This window comes from Rheinheimera sp. (genome assembly GCF_030690345.1).
Lineage (GTDB): Bacteria > Pseudomonadota > Gammaproteobacteria > Enterobacterales > Alteromonadaceae > Alishewanella.
Map to the genome: position 1 here is coordinate 367603 of NZ_JAUYGV010000009.1, position 14672 is coordinate 382274.

17 protein-coding genes are annotated in these 14672 nt (G+C 51.3%); 9 read left to right on the forward strand and 8 right to left on the reverse strand.

From position 1 onward, the window contains the following. Window positions 1-19: 19 nt before the first annotated feature. Window positions 20-1471 (forward strand): TrkH family potassium uptake protein, encoded by a 1452-nt coding sequence (locus Q8O77_RS19955; RefSeq protein WP_305557499.1) that lies wholly within the window; start codon window positions 20-22, stop codon window positions 1469-1471. On the opposite strand, the gene trkA is transcribed toward Q8O77_RS19955, so the two are convergent. From trkA to def, 4 genes are read right to left on the reverse strand one after another with little or no spacing between them, the layout of a single operon-like run. Beyond that, entirely contained in the window at window positions 1468-2844 is a 1377-nt protein-coding gene (gene trkA, locus Q8O77_RS19960; protein ID WP_305557502.1) for a Trk system potassium transporter TrkA, read from the reverse strand. The two genes, Q8O77_RS19955 and trkA, sit on opposite strands and share 4 nt — an antisense overlap. Then, window positions 2841-4160 (reverse strand): 16S rRNA (cytosine(967)-C(5))-methyltransferase RsmB, encoded by a 1320-nt coding sequence (rsmB, locus tag Q8O77_RS19965; RefSeq protein WP_305557505.1) that lies wholly within the window; start codon window positions 4158-4160, stop codon window positions 2841-2843. Before rsmB ends, trkA begins: the two co-directional genes overlap by 4 nt. Further along, window positions 4157-5113, reverse strand: a complete 957-nt coding sequence (fmt, locus tag Q8O77_RS19970) for a methionyl-tRNA formyltransferase (protein ID WP_305557508.1) — start codon at window positions 5111-5113, stop codon at window positions 4157-4159. The genes rsmB and fmt overlap by 4 nt, the downstream gene beginning before the upstream one ends. 12 nt (window positions 5114-5125) lie before the next feature. Then, window positions 5126-5641 (reverse strand): peptide deformylase, encoded by a 516-nt coding sequence (def, locus tag Q8O77_RS19975; RefSeq protein WP_305557511.1) that lies wholly within the window; start codon window positions 5639-5641, stop codon window positions 5126-5128. A 123-nt stretch (window positions 5642-5764) separates the two neighbouring features. Between def and Q8O77_RS19980 the strand changes: the two genes are divergently transcribed. Genes Q8O77_RS19980 through Q8O77_RS19995 form a run of 4 tightly spaced genes read left to right on the forward strand, consistent with a single transcriptional unit; the run spans window position 5765 to window position 9023 of the window. Continuing rightward, the gene (locus Q8O77_RS19980) at window positions 5765-6874 is read left to right on the forward strand and encodes a LysM peptidoglycan-binding domain-containing protein (RefSeq protein WP_305557514.1); all 1110 of its coding nucleotides are present in this window, start codon (window positions 5765-5767) and stop codon (window positions 6872-6874) included. Between the two features lie 26 nt (window positions 6875-6900). Then, entirely contained in the window at window positions 6901-7992 is a 1092-nt protein-coding gene (gene dprA, locus Q8O77_RS19985) for a DNA-processing protein DprA (RefSeq protein WP_305557517.1), read from the forward strand. A gap of 2 nt (window positions 7993-7994) precedes the next feature. After that, entirely contained in the window at window positions 7995-8468 is a 474-nt protein-coding gene (locus Q8O77_RS19990) for a DUF494 family protein (RefSeq protein ID WP_173502609.1), read from the forward strand. A 15-nt stretch (window positions 8469-8483) separates the two neighbouring features. Beyond that, the gene (locus tag Q8O77_RS19995) at window positions 8484-9023 is read left to right on the forward strand and encodes a type I DNA topoisomerase (protein WP_305557520.1); all 540 of its coding nucleotides are present in this window, start codon (window positions 8484-8486) and stop codon (window positions 9021-9023) included. A 16-nt stretch (window positions 9024-9039) separates the two neighbouring features. Here Q8O77_RS19995 and Q8O77_RS20000 read toward each other — a convergent pair whose 3' ends face one another. Further along, the gene (locus Q8O77_RS20000) at window positions 9040-10173 is read right to left on the reverse strand and encodes a 5-(carboxyamino)imidazole ribonucleotide synthase (RefSeq protein ID WP_305557523.1); all 1134 of its coding nucleotides are present in this window, start codon (window positions 10171-10173) and stop codon (window positions 9040-9042) included. Next, the gene (purE, locus tag Q8O77_RS20005; RefSeq protein ID WP_305557526.1) at window positions 10170-10661 is read right to left on the reverse strand and encodes a 5-(carboxyamino)imidazole ribonucleotide mutase; all 492 of its coding nucleotides are present in this window, start codon (window positions 10659-10661) and stop codon (window positions 10170-10172) included. Before purE ends, Q8O77_RS20000 begins: the two co-directional genes overlap by 4 nt. A gap of 119 nt (window positions 10662-10780) precedes the next feature. On the opposite strand from purE, the gene Q8O77_RS20010 reads away from it, so the two are divergent. Both Q8O77_RS20010 and hemF read left to right on the forward strand, forming a co-directional pair. Then, window positions 10781-11335 (forward strand): L-threonylcarbamoyladenylate synthase, encoded by a 555-nt coding sequence (locus Q8O77_RS20010; RefSeq protein ID WP_305557529.1) that lies wholly within the window; start codon window positions 10781-10783, stop codon window positions 11333-11335. Window position 11336: 1 nt separating this feature from the next. After that, entirely contained in the window at window positions 11337-12269 is a 933-nt protein-coding gene (hemF, locus tag Q8O77_RS20015; protein ID WP_305557532.1) for an oxygen-dependent coproporphyrinogen oxidase, read from the forward strand. Here the strand turns inward: hemF and Q8O77_RS20020 are convergent. Further along, on the reverse strand, window positions 12266-12688 hold the full coding sequence (locus Q8O77_RS20020) for a group II truncated hemoglobin (protein ID WP_305557535.1): 423 nt from the start codon (window positions 12686-12688) through the stop codon (window positions 12266-12268). The genes hemF and Q8O77_RS20020 overlap by 4 nt on opposite strands. Before the next feature lie 29 nt (window positions 12689-12717). Between Q8O77_RS20020 and aroE the strand changes: the two genes are divergently transcribed. Both aroE and Q8O77_RS20030 read left to right on the forward strand, forming a co-directional pair. Continuing rightward, window positions 12718-13536, forward strand: a complete 819-nt coding sequence (gene aroE, locus Q8O77_RS20025) for a shikimate dehydrogenase (protein WP_305557538.1) — start codon at window positions 12718-12720, stop codon at window positions 13534-13536. A 4-nt stretch (window positions 13537-13540) separates the two neighbouring features. Next, window positions 13541-13777: a DUF1488 family protein gene (locus Q8O77_RS20030; protein ID WP_305557541.1), complete on the forward strand. Its 237-nt coding sequence runs from the start codon at window positions 13541-13543 to the stop codon at window positions 13775-13777. On the opposite strand, the gene Q8O77_RS20035 is transcribed toward Q8O77_RS20030, so the two are convergent. Then, window positions 13774-14307 carry a gamma carbonic anhydrase family protein gene (locus Q8O77_RS20035; protein WP_305557544.1) on the reverse strand — a complete coding sequence of 178 codons (534 nt, stop codon included), beginning with the start codon at window positions 14305-14307 and terminating at the stop codon, window positions 13774-13776. The two genes, Q8O77_RS20030 and Q8O77_RS20035, sit on opposite strands and share 4 nt — an antisense overlap. Window positions 14308-14672: the final 365 nt, after the last annotated feature.

Below are 14672 nucleotides of genomic sequence, written 5' to 3' on the forward strand. Positions count from 1 at the left end.
GTAAGGACGCCGCTAAGGTATGCAATACCGCTCGATAATCCGGATTTTGGGCCTGCTGATCGCCATCTTCAGTATCAGCATGCTGCCTCCGGCCTTTGTGGCTTACTGGTACAAGGACGGTGCCGGCGTACCTTTTATGCTGTCTTTTGTGCTCAGCCTGGTGATCGGCTTTTTTATCTGGTACCCGAACCGGCGTTATAAAGCCGAATTGAAAGTACGCGACGGCTTTTTAATCGTGGTGCTGTTTTGGATAGTGTTGGGCGCGGTAGGGGCTATTCCGTTTATGCTGGCCGGCAACCCGCACCTAAACCTCGCCGGTGCCATGTTTGAAGCCTTCTCGGGCCTTACCACTACCGGCGCCACTGTATTAACCGGTATTGAGTTTTTACCCAAAGCCATTTTGTATTACCGCCAGCAGTTACAATGGTTAGGCGGTATGGGTATTATCGTCCTGGCAGTAGCCATACTGCCGATGCTGGGCGTAGGCGGTATGCAGCTGTACCGCGCCGAAACGCCGGGCCCGGTAAAAGACAACAAGATGACGCCGCGCATTGCCGATACTGCCAAACACCTGTGGTATATCTATCTGGCCTTAACGCTAAGCTGCATGTTAGCGTTTTATCTGGCCGGCATGAGTTGGTTTGATGCCATTTGTCATGCCTTTTCTACCGTGGCGATAGGCGGTTTTTCTACCTATGATGCCAGTATCGGCCATTTCCAAAGCCCGCTGATTAACAGTATCTGTGTGATTTTTCTGCTATTGAGTGCAGTGAACTTTCCGCTGCATTTTGCCGCTATCCGGGGCAAAAGCGTCAGCACTTACTTTCGTGACCCCGAATTTAAAGCCTTTTTAGTGATTCAGGCGGCGCTGATTTTTATCTGCTTCGCAGTGCTACTGCACACCAATGTATATAGCGACAGTGCCAATGCGTTAAACCACGCCGCGTTTCAAGCGGTGTCTATTTCTACTACGGCCGGTTTTGCTACCGACGGTTTTGCCGCCTGGCCGTTGTTTCTGCCTATTTTACTTATTTTTTCCAGCTTTATCGGTGGTTGTGCCGGCTCTACCGGCGGCGGCTTAAAGGTAGTACGGGTGGTGCTACTCTTTTTACAGGGCTCGCGTGAGTTAAACCGCTTGATCCACCCGCGTGCGGTGTATGCCATTAAGCTGGGGCGTCGCGCGGTACCGGACCGCATTGTCGAAGCGGTGTGGGGCTTTTTTGCCGCGTATGCGCTGGTGTTTGTGGTGATAATGTTGCTGCTGTTACTTACCGGACTGGATAATATTACTGCTTTTACCGCCACCGCTGCTTGTTTAAATAATCTGGGCCCGGGCTTGGGCGAAGTAGCGGCCAACTTTGGCAGTATTCCGGATACGGCGAAGTGGATACTGATTATCGCCATGGTATTTGGCCGGTTAGAGGTGTTTACTCTGCTGGTATTATTTACCCCGGCCTTCTGGAAAGATTAGATAAAAATTGCGCTGACCTGGAACAGTTTTTCCACTTCAACGATATGCTTCTTATCTACCATAAATAAAATAATATGATCGTCGGTTTCTATTGCCGTGCTGTCATGCGCGATTAATACTTCATCACCGCGTACTATGGCGCCAATAGTAGTGCCGGGCGGTAACTTGATATTACCGATGGTTTTACCTACTACCTTGCTGGTATTGCTGTCGCCGTGTGCTATTGCTTCTATGGCTTCGGCCGCGCCGCGGCGCAATGAGTACACATTAACAATATCGCCGCGGCGGATATGGGTTAGCAGCGCAGAAATAGTGGCTTGCTGCGGAGACACAGCAATATCCACTTCGCCGCCTTGCAGCAAATCCACGTAGGCGCCGCGTTTAATCAGCACCATGGTTTTTTGCGCGCCCATTCGCTTGGCCAGCATGGCCGACATAATATTGGCTTCATCGTCGTTGGTAACGGCAATAAACACATCGACCTGCTCGATGTTTTCTTCTTCCAGCAGCTCCGGGTCTGACGCATCGCCGACATACACCACGGTATTATCCAGCGCGCTGGACAAAAATTCGGCCCGTTCTTTACCGCGCTCAATCAGTTTTACGCTGTGGGTTTTTTCCAGCGCCCGCGCCAGACCAAAACCAACATTACCGCCACCGGCAATCATAATGCGGCGGTAGCTACGCTCCAGCTTTTGCAGCTCGCTCATTACCGCGCGGATATGCTTGGTGGCGGCAACGAAAAACACTTCATCGTCGGCTTCAATGATCGTAGTACCCAGCGGTTTAATCGCCGTACCGCGGCGGTAAATAGCGGCTACCCGGGTTTCAATATTCGGCATGTGTTCTTTTAACGCCGATAAGGCATGGCCAACCAATAAGCCGCCGTAATAGGCTTTAACTGCAACCAGGCTGACTTTGCCGCCGGCAAATTCCACCACCTGTAGTGCGCCAGGGTAATCAATTAGACGACGTATATAATTGGTTACCAGTGCTTCCGGCGCGATAAAGTGATCGACCGGCATATCATCTTTATGGAACAGTTGGTCGCGGTACTTCAGGTATTGGTTAGTGCGGATACGGGCGATTTTAACCGGGGTGTTAAACATGCTGTAAGCCACCTGACAGGCGACGATATTTACTTCGTCGCTGTTGGTTACTGCCACTATCATGTCAGCGTCTTCAGCGCCGGCTTTTTTTAGAATGTCCGGGTGCGAGCTGTGGCCATGCACTACCTGTAAATCGTACCTGTCTTGCAGGGCGCGCAGTTTGTCGGCGTTAATATCGACCACGGTTATATCGTTTTGCTCGCCCACCAGGTTTTCTGCCAGGGTGGCGCCTACCTGACCTGCACCTAAGATAATAATCTTCATTGCGTCTCGCTGCTGGTTGCCGGTTTGCTTAACAGAGCGTAGAAAAAACCATCCATATCTTGCTCGCCGGGTAAAATTTGCCAGCCAAACGGCTGCTCAGCTCCTTGTTGCGGCAGTACAACCAGGCTGGCATCATTTTGCTGTTGTAAGAACTGTGCTATTTGCAGATTGTTTTCTGCCGGCAGCACACTGCAGGTAGCATAAAGCAGCTTGCCACCGGGCGCCAGCAAAGCCCAGCATTGTTGCAAGATGCGTTGTTGCAATGCTACCAGCACATCTATGTCTGCCTTTTTGCGTAGCCAGCGGATATCCGGGTGGCGGCGGATCACGCCGGTGGCCGAGCAGGGCACATCGAGCAAAATACGGTCGAACAATTGTCCTTGCCACCATTGCTGCGGTTCGGCAGCGTCGGCGGCAATAACAGTGGCAGTAAGACCCAGCCGCGCCAGATTGTCATGCACCCGCAGCAAACGTTTCGGCTCTTTATCCAGTGCAGTCAGTTCGGCCTCTGGCGCCAGCTCCAATATATGGCAGCTTTTACCACCCGGTGCACAGCAGGCATCCAGTATCCGTTGGCCGTCGTTAACATCCAGCAGGGTAGCAGCGTGCTGAGCTGCTGCATCCTGCACGGAAAACCAGCCTTCGCTATAGCCCGGCAGGTTGGTAACATCCTGCGCCTGAGCCAGCTTAATTGCCGCCGGCAAACCGGCCAGCGGCCTGCTGTAATCAATACCGGCGCGGGTGAGGGCGGCGGCGTAATCTGTCGGGTTAATTTTGCTGATATTAACCCGTAGCCACAGCGGCGCTTTTTGTTGGTTGGCTTCAAGCAATGCTTGCCACTGCTGCGGGTAGGCTTGCTGCAGCTGGTTAATCAGCCAGCCCGGATGGTTATATTGCACTGCAGCCGGCGCGGTAGAAAAATCAAACAATTGTGGCTGGCGCTGCACATTGCGCAGCACTGCATTAATCAGTTTTGTCAGCGACTGGCCTTTCAGTTCACGCGCCGCTTCCACTGTTTCGCTGATAGCGGCGTGATCCGGTATCCGCATAAACTTCAGCTGATAAATGCCGACATAGAGCAAAAACTGTAGTGGCCGCAATTGTTTGATTAGCGGCTTAGTCATCAGCTGGCTGCATACCGCTTCAAGTTGCGGCAGGTAGCGCATTATGCCAAAGCAGATCTCCTGCAACAGGGCTTTATCCGGCGCGTTATCCAGCAGCGTTTGCGCTTTGGGTAGCGCTTCGGACAACGACATGCCCTGGTCTATAACGTCAAAACAACAACGCGCGGCTAATACGCGAACATTGCGGCTCATATGGCGCGGCCAATGACGCTGCCTGGCAGCAGCCAGTCAGCCCGACCATTTAAAAAGTCTGCTGCCGACATGGCTTTTTTGCCGGGTGGTTGCAGTTGCGTAATCACCAGCACACCTTCGCTGCAGGCAATGCGGATGCCCTGCTTTGTCGCTGTTAGCAGGGTACCCGGTGCCTTGTCGCTGGCAACGTTTTCTACATGGGCTTGCCATACTTTTACACTGCCCTGTGGTAACGTTATGTAACTTACCGGCCATGGATTAAAGGCGCGGATCTCGCGCTGCAATGCGGCGGCGGTTTTGTTAAAGTCGAGCAGGGCTTCGTCTTTATGTAGCTTTTCGGCGTAATTGGCTTTGCTGTCGTCCTGCACTTGTGCCTGTTGCTGTAAGGCCGGCAAATCGCTCAGCGCCGCCAACAGGGCTTTGGGGCCCAATATGGCTAACTTGTCGTACAACGACGCGCTGGTATCAGTATCATCAATAGCACAGCTTACCGTGCTTAACATGGCGCCGGTATCAAGCCCTGCATCCATCTGCATAATGGTCACACCGGTTTGGGCGTCGCCGGCCCAAATAGCACGTTGAATCGGCGCTGCGCCACGCCAGCGTGGCAACAAGGAACCATGCACGTTAATGCAGCCCAACCGCGGCGTATCCAGCACCACTTGTGGCAGAATTAAGCCATAAGCGACTACTACCATAAGATCTGCATTCAATGCCGCCAGCTCGCTTTGCGCCGCTGCTTTTTTCAGTGATTTCGGCTGATACACCGCTATGTTGTGTGCAAGCGCCAGCTGTTTTACTGCGCTGGGTTGCAGCTGCTGGCCGCGGCCGGCAGGGCGGTCTGGTTGGGTATACACCGCTATTACCTGGTGTTTTGCTTCTAACAAGGCCTGCAAATGGCGCGCCGCGAAATCCGGCGTGCCGGCAAAAATAATACGTAAAGGAGTGGTCACGGTTTATCCTGTTTAAAGCGCGTGGCGCTGCGCCATTTTGGCTTCTTTTTCCAGTTTTTTCCGGATGCGTTCACGCTTTAACGGCGACAGATAATCAATAAACAATTTGCCGACTAAATGGTCCAGCTCGTGCTGCAGACAGATCGCCAGCAAGCCATCGGCTTTTAATTCAAACCAATTGCCGTTTTTATCCTGCGCTTTTACTGTCACTTCGGCTGCGCGCTCTACCGTAGCGTAGTTCTGCGGCACCGATAAACAGCCCTCTTCGTAGCTGGTTTCGCCACTGCGGGCAATAATTTCCGGGTTAATAAACACCATAGGTTCGTTGCGATCTTCGGAGACGTCGATCACCACTACGCGTTGATGCACGTTAACCTGAGTAGCCGCTAAGCCGATACCGTTTTCGTCGTACATGGTATCGAGCATATCTGCCACTAATTGCTGAATTTCAGCGTTAACTGTTGCAACGGGTTTGGCGATAGTGCGAAGTCTTTCGTCCGGAAAATGTAAAACATGTAAAACGGCCATAACACCTACAAAAATATGCGTTGTTTCAAAGGTTGTGGTATGTTTTAATTTTAGCCATTAATCCGCTGTATTAACAGCTTAGTGTGCAATAATTACAACAAGATCGAGCTGAAGGATGCTGGCATGCTGAAAAAATTTACAATTGTGGTCACTCTGATAGTTATCAGTGGCTGGTTTAACGTGTTGGCGGATGTACTGAAAATCCGCGATGATGCGCCCGCCAGCTATGTAGTGAAAAAAGGCGACACCCTTTGGGACATTTCGGCACTCTATCTGAATGAACCCTGGCTTTGGCCGCAGTTGTGGCAAATGAACCCGCAAATTGATAACCCGCACCTTATTTTCCCGGGCGACACGCTGACCTTGGTATTTGATGCTCAAGGCCGGCCACGGCTGATGGTCAACGACAATGTGAAGCGGTTATCACCCGGCATTCGCAAAACCATGAAAGGCGGCGATGCCATAAGCACTCTGCCACTGAGTATGATTCGGCACTATTTAACCTTTGAACAAGCGTTGAGCGAAGAGCAAATTAATGCTTTGCCGTATGTGCTGGGCTCCAATGCCAACGTAAAACACTCGGTTGGTGACCATATTATTTATGCCAAAGGTGTACTGGATGCCGGCGCTTCTTATGGTGTGTATCGTAAAGGTAAACCTTATATAGATAGCGAAACCGGCAATTTGCTCGGCTATGAAACTAATTTAGTTGCTACGGCGCGTGCTTTTCGCAGCGGCCGCGAGGCGACTGAAGATACGCCTACTGAAGCGTCATCATTAAATGTTCTTAGCGTGAAGCGTGAAATTAAACAGGGCGACCGTTTAATGCCGGCGTTGGAAGGCCAGGCATTACCGGCGTTCTTTGTTATGACTAAGCCGGATTTTGATGTTGCCGGCACTATTATTGATACCACGTCAAACCTGCGTGAGTTTTCCAAGTGGGATATCGTGGTATTAAACCGCGGTACTGTGCAGGATTTAAAAGCCGGCCATATGCTGGGTATTTACCGTAACTCGCCGGTTGTTATCGATGGTAAGGATGGCCCGGTGTACGTTGAAGATGCGAGCAAATTACAAAAAATGTTCAAGAATTTCGGTGACAGCACCATTGCTCTGCCACGCGAAAAAGTTGGTGAGTTGATGGTGTTTAAAGTGTCTGAACAAACCAGCTTTGCAATTGTTACCAAAACGCAGCGCCCAATCCGGGTAGGGGATTTAATCGCCAACCTGTAAGCCAATTTAGATGGAGCCGGTTTGTCATGGAGGATATCCGCAACTGGCTCGCTTTAGCTACTGTGCATGGCCAGGATGGCCTGAAGTTCCAACGTCTGAGCGAACAAATCCCGTTAGCTGAGCTGGTAAAGTTACCGGCCAGCACCTTACGTAATGTTGGCTTTACCGAGCGTCAGGCGTATTTGCTGGCGCATGAGGCTAAGGCCAAAGTCGCTCACGCCTTGCATTGGTTGGAGCAGAGCGATACTCACCACGTTATCACTTACCAGGATCCACGCTATCCTGCGTTGTTAAAGCAAACCAAACAACCGCCACTCTTGTTGTTTGTCAAAGGCGATCCGCAAGTATTGGCGCAGCAACAACTGGCAATGGTGGGTAGCCGTCAGCCGACGCCCACCGGGCGCAAAGTGGCCCAAAGTTTCGCTGCAGAATTGTCACAGCAGGGCTATGTTATTACCAGTGGTATGGCGCGCGGTATCGACAGTGAAAGCCATAAAGGCGCCTTGCAGGCCGGCGGTTTAACCATAGCGGTGCTGGGCCATGGTTTAGAGCAGGTGTACCCGTTATCCAACAAAGCGCTGGCACAGGCAATAGCAGAACAGGGCGCTTTGGTATCAGAGTATTTTCCTGATGTGCAGGCGCGGGCTGAGTGGTTTCCGCAGCGTAACCGCATTGTTGTTGGTTTAAGTATTGGCACCATAGTGGTAGAGGCGGGTTTAAAAAGCGGAACCCTGATCAGCGCTAACCTGGCGGCGGAATACAGCCGCGATGTGTTTGCTGTTCCCGGTTCAGTGTATAGCCCGCAGTCGGCAGGTTGCCATGCGTTAATTCAACAAGGTGCTAAACTGGTGACATGCGTGGCCGATATATTGGAAGAATGGAGCTTTTTTGGTAAAAGTTGTCTAAAAAGTACACCTGAACAGGAAAAAAGTGCTGAAACAGACTTGTTTGCCCGTCAGTTGTTGGCTAACGTAGGAGATGAAGTTACCGCAGTTGATTTGATTGCGCAGCGTGCCGGCCTGGTAATTGCTGATGCAACTATAGCGTTGTTACAACTGGAGTTGGCTGGTGAAGTAGCAGCGGTTCCCGGTGGCTACATTAGAGTGAGGAGTGCCTGAGTATGTTTGATATCCTCGTTTACCTGTTCGAAAACTATATCCACAATGAATCTGACATTTACGTTAATCATGCCGATCTGACCAAAGAGTTAAGCCGGGCGGGTTTTCATGACGACGATATCTTCAAAGCGCTAAAATGGCTCGACAACCTGTCTGCGCTGCAGGAAAGTCATGTTAAGCCATACCTGTCAAAAGGCATCTCCAATGCCACCCGCATCTATTGCGCGGCGGAATTGGCCAAAATGGATGTTGAGTGCCAGGGCTTCTTGCTGTTTCTGGAACAAATTAATGTGCTGGATGCGGTTACCCGCGAGATGGTTATCGACCGGGTGATGGATCTGGACAGTAACAGCATTAGTCTGGAAGATTTAAAATGGGTGGTACTGATGGTGCTGTTTAATGTACCCGGCCACGAAAATGCTTATGCTCAAATGGAAGATTTAATTTTTGATGAACCTGAAGGGCCGCTGCATTAAGCGGCCTTAGCCTTTATGACCGACGATTCCGCCTTGTTTGATCTGCCGCAACAGCAGCAGTTATGTCCGTCATGCCAGCAACCGCTGGTAATGAAATCCGGTAAAAATGGCCCTTTTCTTGGTTGCAGCGCTTATCCGGCCTGCAACTATATCAAAGCCTTACATCAGCATGAAACCAGCATAGTAAAAGTGCTGGACAGCGAAGCCTGTCCGCAATGCGGTAATGAACTGGCGGTAAAAAATGGCCGGTACGGTATGTTTATCGGCTGTACAGATTATCCGCGCTGTAATTTTGTCGTGCACGAGCACAGTGAGCAGCCGGACGCAGAGCGTCTGGCTTGCCCGAAGTGTAAACAAGGGCAACTGACAGAACGGGTAAATAAATTTGGTAAAGCCTTCTGGGGTTGTGACCACTACCCCAAATGCAAGTTTTTGCTGAATGACAAACCGGTGGCCGGCAGCTGCGTCAGTTGTGGTTTTGCTTTATTGCTGGAAAAGAAAGGCGTGTTGTACTGTGCCGATAAAAAGTGCGGGGAAAAACAGCCGGCAGCTTAAGCTACCGGCCGGCTTATCAGTTTAACCGTTCTGCCATCTGTGTCAGTTCAGGAAAGGCAGCCTCAGGCAATAGCGTAATCAATTGTTCAAAGCGCTGCTTCAACTGAGCATTATCTGCCGCCGATACATTAATATGGCCCATCTTACGACCGGCGCGTTTGCTTTTACCGTACCAGTGCAGGTGCAAGCCCGGCAGCGCCAGGATCTGCTCCGGCACAGTGTCTTCACCAAGAATATTCACCATTAAGCTTGGGCGAATCAGCGCTGTACTGCCCAGCGGCAAACCGCACACGGCACGCAAGTGTTGCTCAAACTGGCAGACATCGGCACCTTGCTGGGTCCAATGACCCGAATTATGTACCCGTGGCGCTATTTCATTGACCAGCAGCTCACCGTTTACATCAAAAAACTCAATCGCCAGCACGCCCACGTAATTCAGCTGCTTTGCCACTGCAGTAAACATCTGCTGTGCTTGTTGTTGCAGTTGCTCATTGCCCGGTAGTGCTAATGACACGCTAAGCACGCCATTCACATGGTGGTTTTCGGTCAGCGGGTACACCTGCACCTCACCTTTGCTGTTGCGGGCGCCAATCAGTGACACTTCACGTTGGAACGGAATAAACTGCTCAGCTACGATAGCTTGTTTGTTATCGGCGGCCAGAAAGACGCTGATATCCTGCCACAATGCTGCGGCTTGTCCAGCTTGCTTTAACCGCCACTGGCCTTTACCGTCATAACCGGCCAGCGCGCTTTTAAATACCAGCGGTAAGCCCAGCTTGCTGATCGCCGCTGTAAAATCGGTTTCGTTATTAATAATGTGATAACTGGCAGAGCGCACACCGGCACTGTCCAGCAACTGCTTCTCTAACCGACGATCGCCACCGGCTTTAATGGCGGTTTCGCCCGGAAAAAACTTACCGCTTTGCTGACACTGCGCCAATACCGGCAACGGAATATGTTCAAACTCGGCAGTAACCACATCGGCATCAGCTATGGCATTGGCCAGGCCTTTACCGAGATTCTGCTGTGTTAATGGGTGCACTATGGCATCGCTGTTCACATCATAAGCGCTGATACTGATATTCAGCGGTGCACCGGCCAGTGCCATCATCCGCGCCAGTTGGCCGGCGCCCAGTACTAATACCTTCATAACGGCACCTGTGATGGGTCAGGCTGGCTTAACACCATATCGGTTTGCACTTTGCGAAAGGCATCAATTTTTGTCATCAGCTCCGGGCTGTGCGTGGCCAGAATTTGCGCCGCCAGCAGGCCGGCATTAGCCGCACCGGCGTCACCAATCGCCAGGGTGCCTACCGCCACGCCCTTGGGCATTTGCACAATCGACAGCAAAGAGTCTAAACCTTTAAGGGCTTTAGATTGCACCGGCACGCCCAATACCGGCAGGCTGGTAAAGGCAGCTGCCATGCCGGGTAAGTGCGCTGCGCCACCGGCACCGGCAATAATGACTTTTAGTCCGCGACTTGCGGCGCTGTTGGCGTAATCGGCCAGTAACTGTGGTGTACGATGTGCGGAAACAACTTTGGTTTCATAGGCAATACCGAACTTATCCAGCATATCAGCGGCGTGCTTCATAGTAGGCCAGTCTGAGGTTGAACCCATGATGATGCCAACTTGCATTGTTGTTTCCTTCTGTACGTGATGAACTAAAAGCGTGAAGGCGCTATTATAGCCAGTTGCGCAACTGAAGAAAATTTTAACTGTGTTTTTCGTCTAATTATCCGGAGTAGTAGCAATAAATGGCAGAACAGCAGCTGGTTTTACAGGCCTTGCAACAAGGTGGCGTTATCGCTTACCCCACTGAAGCAGTTTACGGTTTAGGTTGCGACCCGGATAACGAGGCAGCGGTAATGGCGCTGCTGGCAATTAAACAGCGGCCGGTGGAGAAGGGGCTGATCTTAATTGCGGCTAACTATTCGCAGTTACTGCCTTATGTGGATGACAAAGCCATACCGCCGGAAAAGCGCTACCAGATATTTTCCAGCTGGCCGGGCCATATCAGTTGGGTGTTGCCAGCCAGCAAAACGGCCCCTAAGTGGATTACAGGTCAGTTCGACAGCATTGCCGTGCGGGTCAGTGCTCATCCGGTGGTGCAACAGCTGTGTAGTGCATATGGCAAACCGTTGGTATCAACCAGCGCCAATTTGTCCGGCCAGCCGGCCATTACCGACAAAGCTGAGCTGGAGCAAAGTTTGGGCGCTAAGTTGTCTGCTATTATGCCCGGCCCTTTGGGCGGTGCCACACAGCCCAGTCAAATTCGCGATGCCTTAAGCGGCAATATAGTAAGGAGTTAAGGTGACCAACAGCCAACCTCAGCAGCATCTGGCTGCAGTGCAGCAGTTTTTACAGCAATTGCAGGATAATATCTGTGCAGCACTGCAGCAGGCAGACGGCAGCGCACACTTTGTTGAAGATGCTTGGCAGCGGCCTGAAGGCGGTGGCGGTAAAAGCCGCGTGCTAACCGGCGGTAAGGTATTTGAGCAGGCCGGGGTGAATTACTCGCATGTGTTTGGTGCCAATATGCCGGCGTCAGCTACCGCACACCGGCCGGAGCTTGCAGGGCGCAGCTTTAATGCCTGTGGTGTGTCGCTGGTGATCCATCCGAATAACCCGTATTTGCCAACCACCCATGCCAATGTAAGGTTTTTTATTGCCGAAAAAGATGGTGAAGCGCCGGTGTGGTGGTTTGGCGGCGGTTTTGATCTAACCCCTTATTATCCGTTTGAAGACGATGTTGTGCATTGGCACCAAACAGCGAAAACCGCAGTTGACCCCTTTGGCGCCGAATATTACCCGGCCTATAAAAAGTGGTGCGACGAGTATTTTTACTTAAAGCACCGCGGCGAAACCCGCGGTGTTGGCGGGCTGTTTTTTGACGATTTAAATGCGCCCGGCTTTGAGCAAAGCTTTGCACTAATGCGTGCTGTGGGCGAGGCCTTTATTCCGGCGTATTTGCCGATAGTTGAACGGCGTAAAGATACGCCTTATGGCGAGCATCAGCGCCAGTTCCAGCTGTACCGCCGTGGCCGCTATGTTGAATTTAATCTGGTGTACGACCGCGGTACCTTATTCGGCCTGCAAAGCGGCGGCCGTACCGAGTCGATTTTAATGTCAATGCCGCCATTGGTGCGTTGGCAATATGGTTATCAGCCAGAGCCCGGCAGTGCAGAAGCGCTATTGTATCAACGCTATCTTAAACCGCAGGACTGGTTAAAGCTTCAGGCTTAACAATTAATCATATGGCTCGCCAGTTGGCCTATCGACTGGCGGATGCCATCACGCAGCAGCTTGTTTTCTACCACTTCATCCAGCGCTGTATCCATACAAAACATCCACTGATCACGCAGTTGTTGGTCTACCGGGAAAGGTAAATGCCGCGCCCGCAGGCGGGGGTGGCCGTATTGCTGCTCGAACAACGGTGGGCCGCCGAGCCAGCCGGATAAAAACTGGAAAAACTTCTGCCGGATAGTATCCAGTGGTAGCGGGTGTATAGCGTACAGCTCAGCCGCTTCTGGTGCGGTTTCCATCACATCATAAAAGCGATTGGCCAGCTTGCGAACTGTGTCTTCACCGCCCAGCATGGCGTAGGGCGTTTGCTCCGGTGTAGGATGCGGCTTGCTATTTGGCGTGGTTTTATTAAAAATCATCTGTATTAACTTCTTAATGGACATCACTTGTGGACCGTTATGCTGTATTCGGTAATCCGATAGGCCACTCAAAGTCGCCCTTAATTCATGCACAGTTTGCTGCCACACTGGGCGAAAAAATGCAATACGATGCCATTTTAGCACCGCTTAATGGCTTTGCCGACAGCTGGCACGGCTTTGTTGCCGCCGGAGGTAAAGGTGGCAATGTCACTGTGCCGTTTAAACAGCAGGCGTATCAGCTGGCTGACGTATTATCTGAGCGGGCAAAACAAGCTGGCGCGGTCAACACGCTGTATTTGAATAGCGAAGGCAAGCTCTGCGGTGATAATACCGACGGTATTGGTCTGGTGGCTGATCTGACAAGGCTGGGCATTAATCTTAACGGCATAACGGTCTTGCTGCTCGGTGCCGGCGGTGCCAGCCGTGGTGCCATTGGCCCGTTGTTGGATGCCGGTGTTAAACAGCTGGTGTTGGCTAACCGTACTGTCAGTAAAGCACAGGCCATCGCGGCTAATTTCGGTTCGCGTGTTAGTGCTTGTGGTTATGCCGATATACCATCGCAGCCATATCAGCTGGTGATTAATGCTACCTCATCCGGCTTAAGCGGTGAGCGGCCGTTAATCGCCGCGCAGCATTTACAGCGCTGCCTGCTTGCTTATGACATGCTGTACGGCGCAGCGCCAACACCATTTTTGCAGTGGGCAACAGCTGAAGGTGTACCGCAGCAAGCAGATGGCTTGGGTATGTTATTGTCACAAGCAGCGGAAGCCTTTTATCTGTGGCGCGGTAAAAGACCGGATATCACGCCAGTGTTGGCCTCACTCAAACAACAGCTAAGCGGCAACTGAGCCAATGAACCAACAACTAATCTTCAATAATGATTTTGCTTTTGACGCTACCAGGCAGGCTGTCAGCTTCAGCTGTCTGGTCAGTGGTTTAAAGGTGCTGTGTTTTATTGCATTGCCGGCAGAACAAACACCGGTTGTATATCTACAGCAAGTTAAAGCAGATGCCTTTAGTTGGGAAGATCGCGCCGAACAGGCGATAGCCGACGACGCTTATAATTCCGCAGGCGAAATCTGGCTTTAAACCCCAGCCAGATACTCATTTTTCAGCTGTACATAATTAGCCGCAGATTCAGCTAGAAAAACTTTCTCAGCTTCATTTAATGGCCGCGCTGGTTTTACCGGGCTACCGACATATAAATAGCCGCTTTGCAGTCGCTTACCTGGCGGCACTAAACTGCCGGCACCGATAATCACCTCATCTTCCACTATTACATCGTCCATCACTATAGCGCCCATACCAACCAAAATGCGGTTGCCCAGGGTGCAGCCGTGCAGCATTACTTTATGGCCTACAGTAACATCTTCACCGATAATCAGCGGTGAGCCCTCAGGTTTGTTGCTACTGCGGCGGGATAAATGCAGTACCGAACCATCCTGTATATTAGTGCGGGCACCAATACGGATAAAGTTCACATCACCGCGTGCGGCGACTAAAGGCCAGATACTGACATCTTCCGCCAGCTCAATATCGCCAACCAGCACGCTGGATTCATCTATATATACCCCTGACGCCAGTTTCGGCGTTATACCTTTATAAGCTCGTATCGTCATAATGTCCTCCAATGCTGCGTTATTATGCAGTAAATGTATTAAAAAAGCGCTTTTCGGCCAATTTTTCTGCGAACGATCTTAAAAGTACAAGTTTTCTAAAATAACCGCTTGCGCCTGTTCCAAAACGCCCTATAATGCGCGCCATGCCACGGGGTGCTGCAGTTTGGGTGCCTCAGGTGAGTTAAGACGGTTTGCAAAAATCTTTCAAAAAGACGCTTGACAGACCCGCTTAAATCACTAAAATGGCGCCCTCGCTTCACGGTGGTGTTTAACGCGGTGAAATGAGAAAACAAGTCGGGTGTGACGAGAGTTTTTGCAGTAAAGAATCTTCGTCACGCTTGACTTAAAATCCGGGAAGTGTAATA

Excerpts from the sequence above, each read along its gene's own strand:
- Q8O77_RS19955 (WP_305557499.1), top strand. The coding sequence starts at position 20 with ATGCAATACCGCTCGATAATCCGGATTTTGGGCCTGCTGATCGCCATC.
- trkA (WP_305557502.1), bottom strand. The coding sequence starts at position 2,844 with ATGAAGATTATTATCTTAGGTGCAGGTCAGGTAGGCGCCACCCTGGCA.
- rsmB (WP_305557505.1), bottom strand. The coding sequence starts at position 4,160 with ATGAGCCGCAATGTTCGCGTATTAGCCGCGCGTTGTTGTTTTGACGTT.
- def (WP_305557511.1), bottom strand. The coding sequence starts at position 5,641 with ATGGCCGTTTTACATGTTTTACATTTTCCGGACGAAAGACTTCGCACT.
- Q8O77_RS19980 (WP_305557514.1), top strand. The coding sequence starts at position 5,765 with ATGCTGAAAAAATTTACAATTGTGGTCACTCTGATAGTTATCAGTGGC.
- dprA (WP_305557517.1), top strand. The coding sequence starts at position 6,901 with ATGGAGGATATCCGCAACTGGCTCGCTTTAGCTACTGTGCATGGCCAG.
- Q8O77_RS19990 (WP_173502609.1), top strand. The coding sequence starts at position 7,995 with ATGTTTGATATCCTCGTTTACCTGTTCGAAAACTATATCCACAATGAA.
- Q8O77_RS19995 (WP_305557520.1), top strand. The coding sequence starts at position 8,484 with ATGACCGACGATTCCGCCTTGTTTGATCTGCCGCAACAGCAGCAGTTA.
- Q8O77_RS20000 (WP_305557523.1), bottom strand. The coding sequence starts at position 10,173 with ATGAAGGTATTAGTACTGGGCGCCGGCCAACTGGCGCGGATGATGGCA.
- purE (WP_305557526.1), bottom strand. The coding sequence starts at position 10,661 with ATGCAAGTTGGCATCATCATGGGTTCAACCTCAGACTGGCCTACTATG.
- Q8O77_RS20010 (WP_305557529.1), top strand. The coding sequence starts at position 10,781 with ATGGCAGAACAGCAGCTGGTTTTACAGGCCTTGCAACAAGGTGGCGTT.
- Q8O77_RS20020 (WP_305557535.1), bottom strand. The coding sequence starts at position 12,688 with ATGATTTTTAATAAAACCACGCCAAATAGCAAGCCGCATCCTACACCG.
- Q8O77_RS20030 (WP_305557541.1), top strand. The coding sequence starts at position 13,541 with ATGAACCAACAACTAATCTTCAATAATGATTTTGCTTTTGACGCTACC.
- Q8O77_RS20035 (WP_305557544.1), bottom strand. The coding sequence starts at position 14,307 with ATGACGATACGAGCTTATAAAGGTATAACGCCGAAACTGGCGTCAGGG.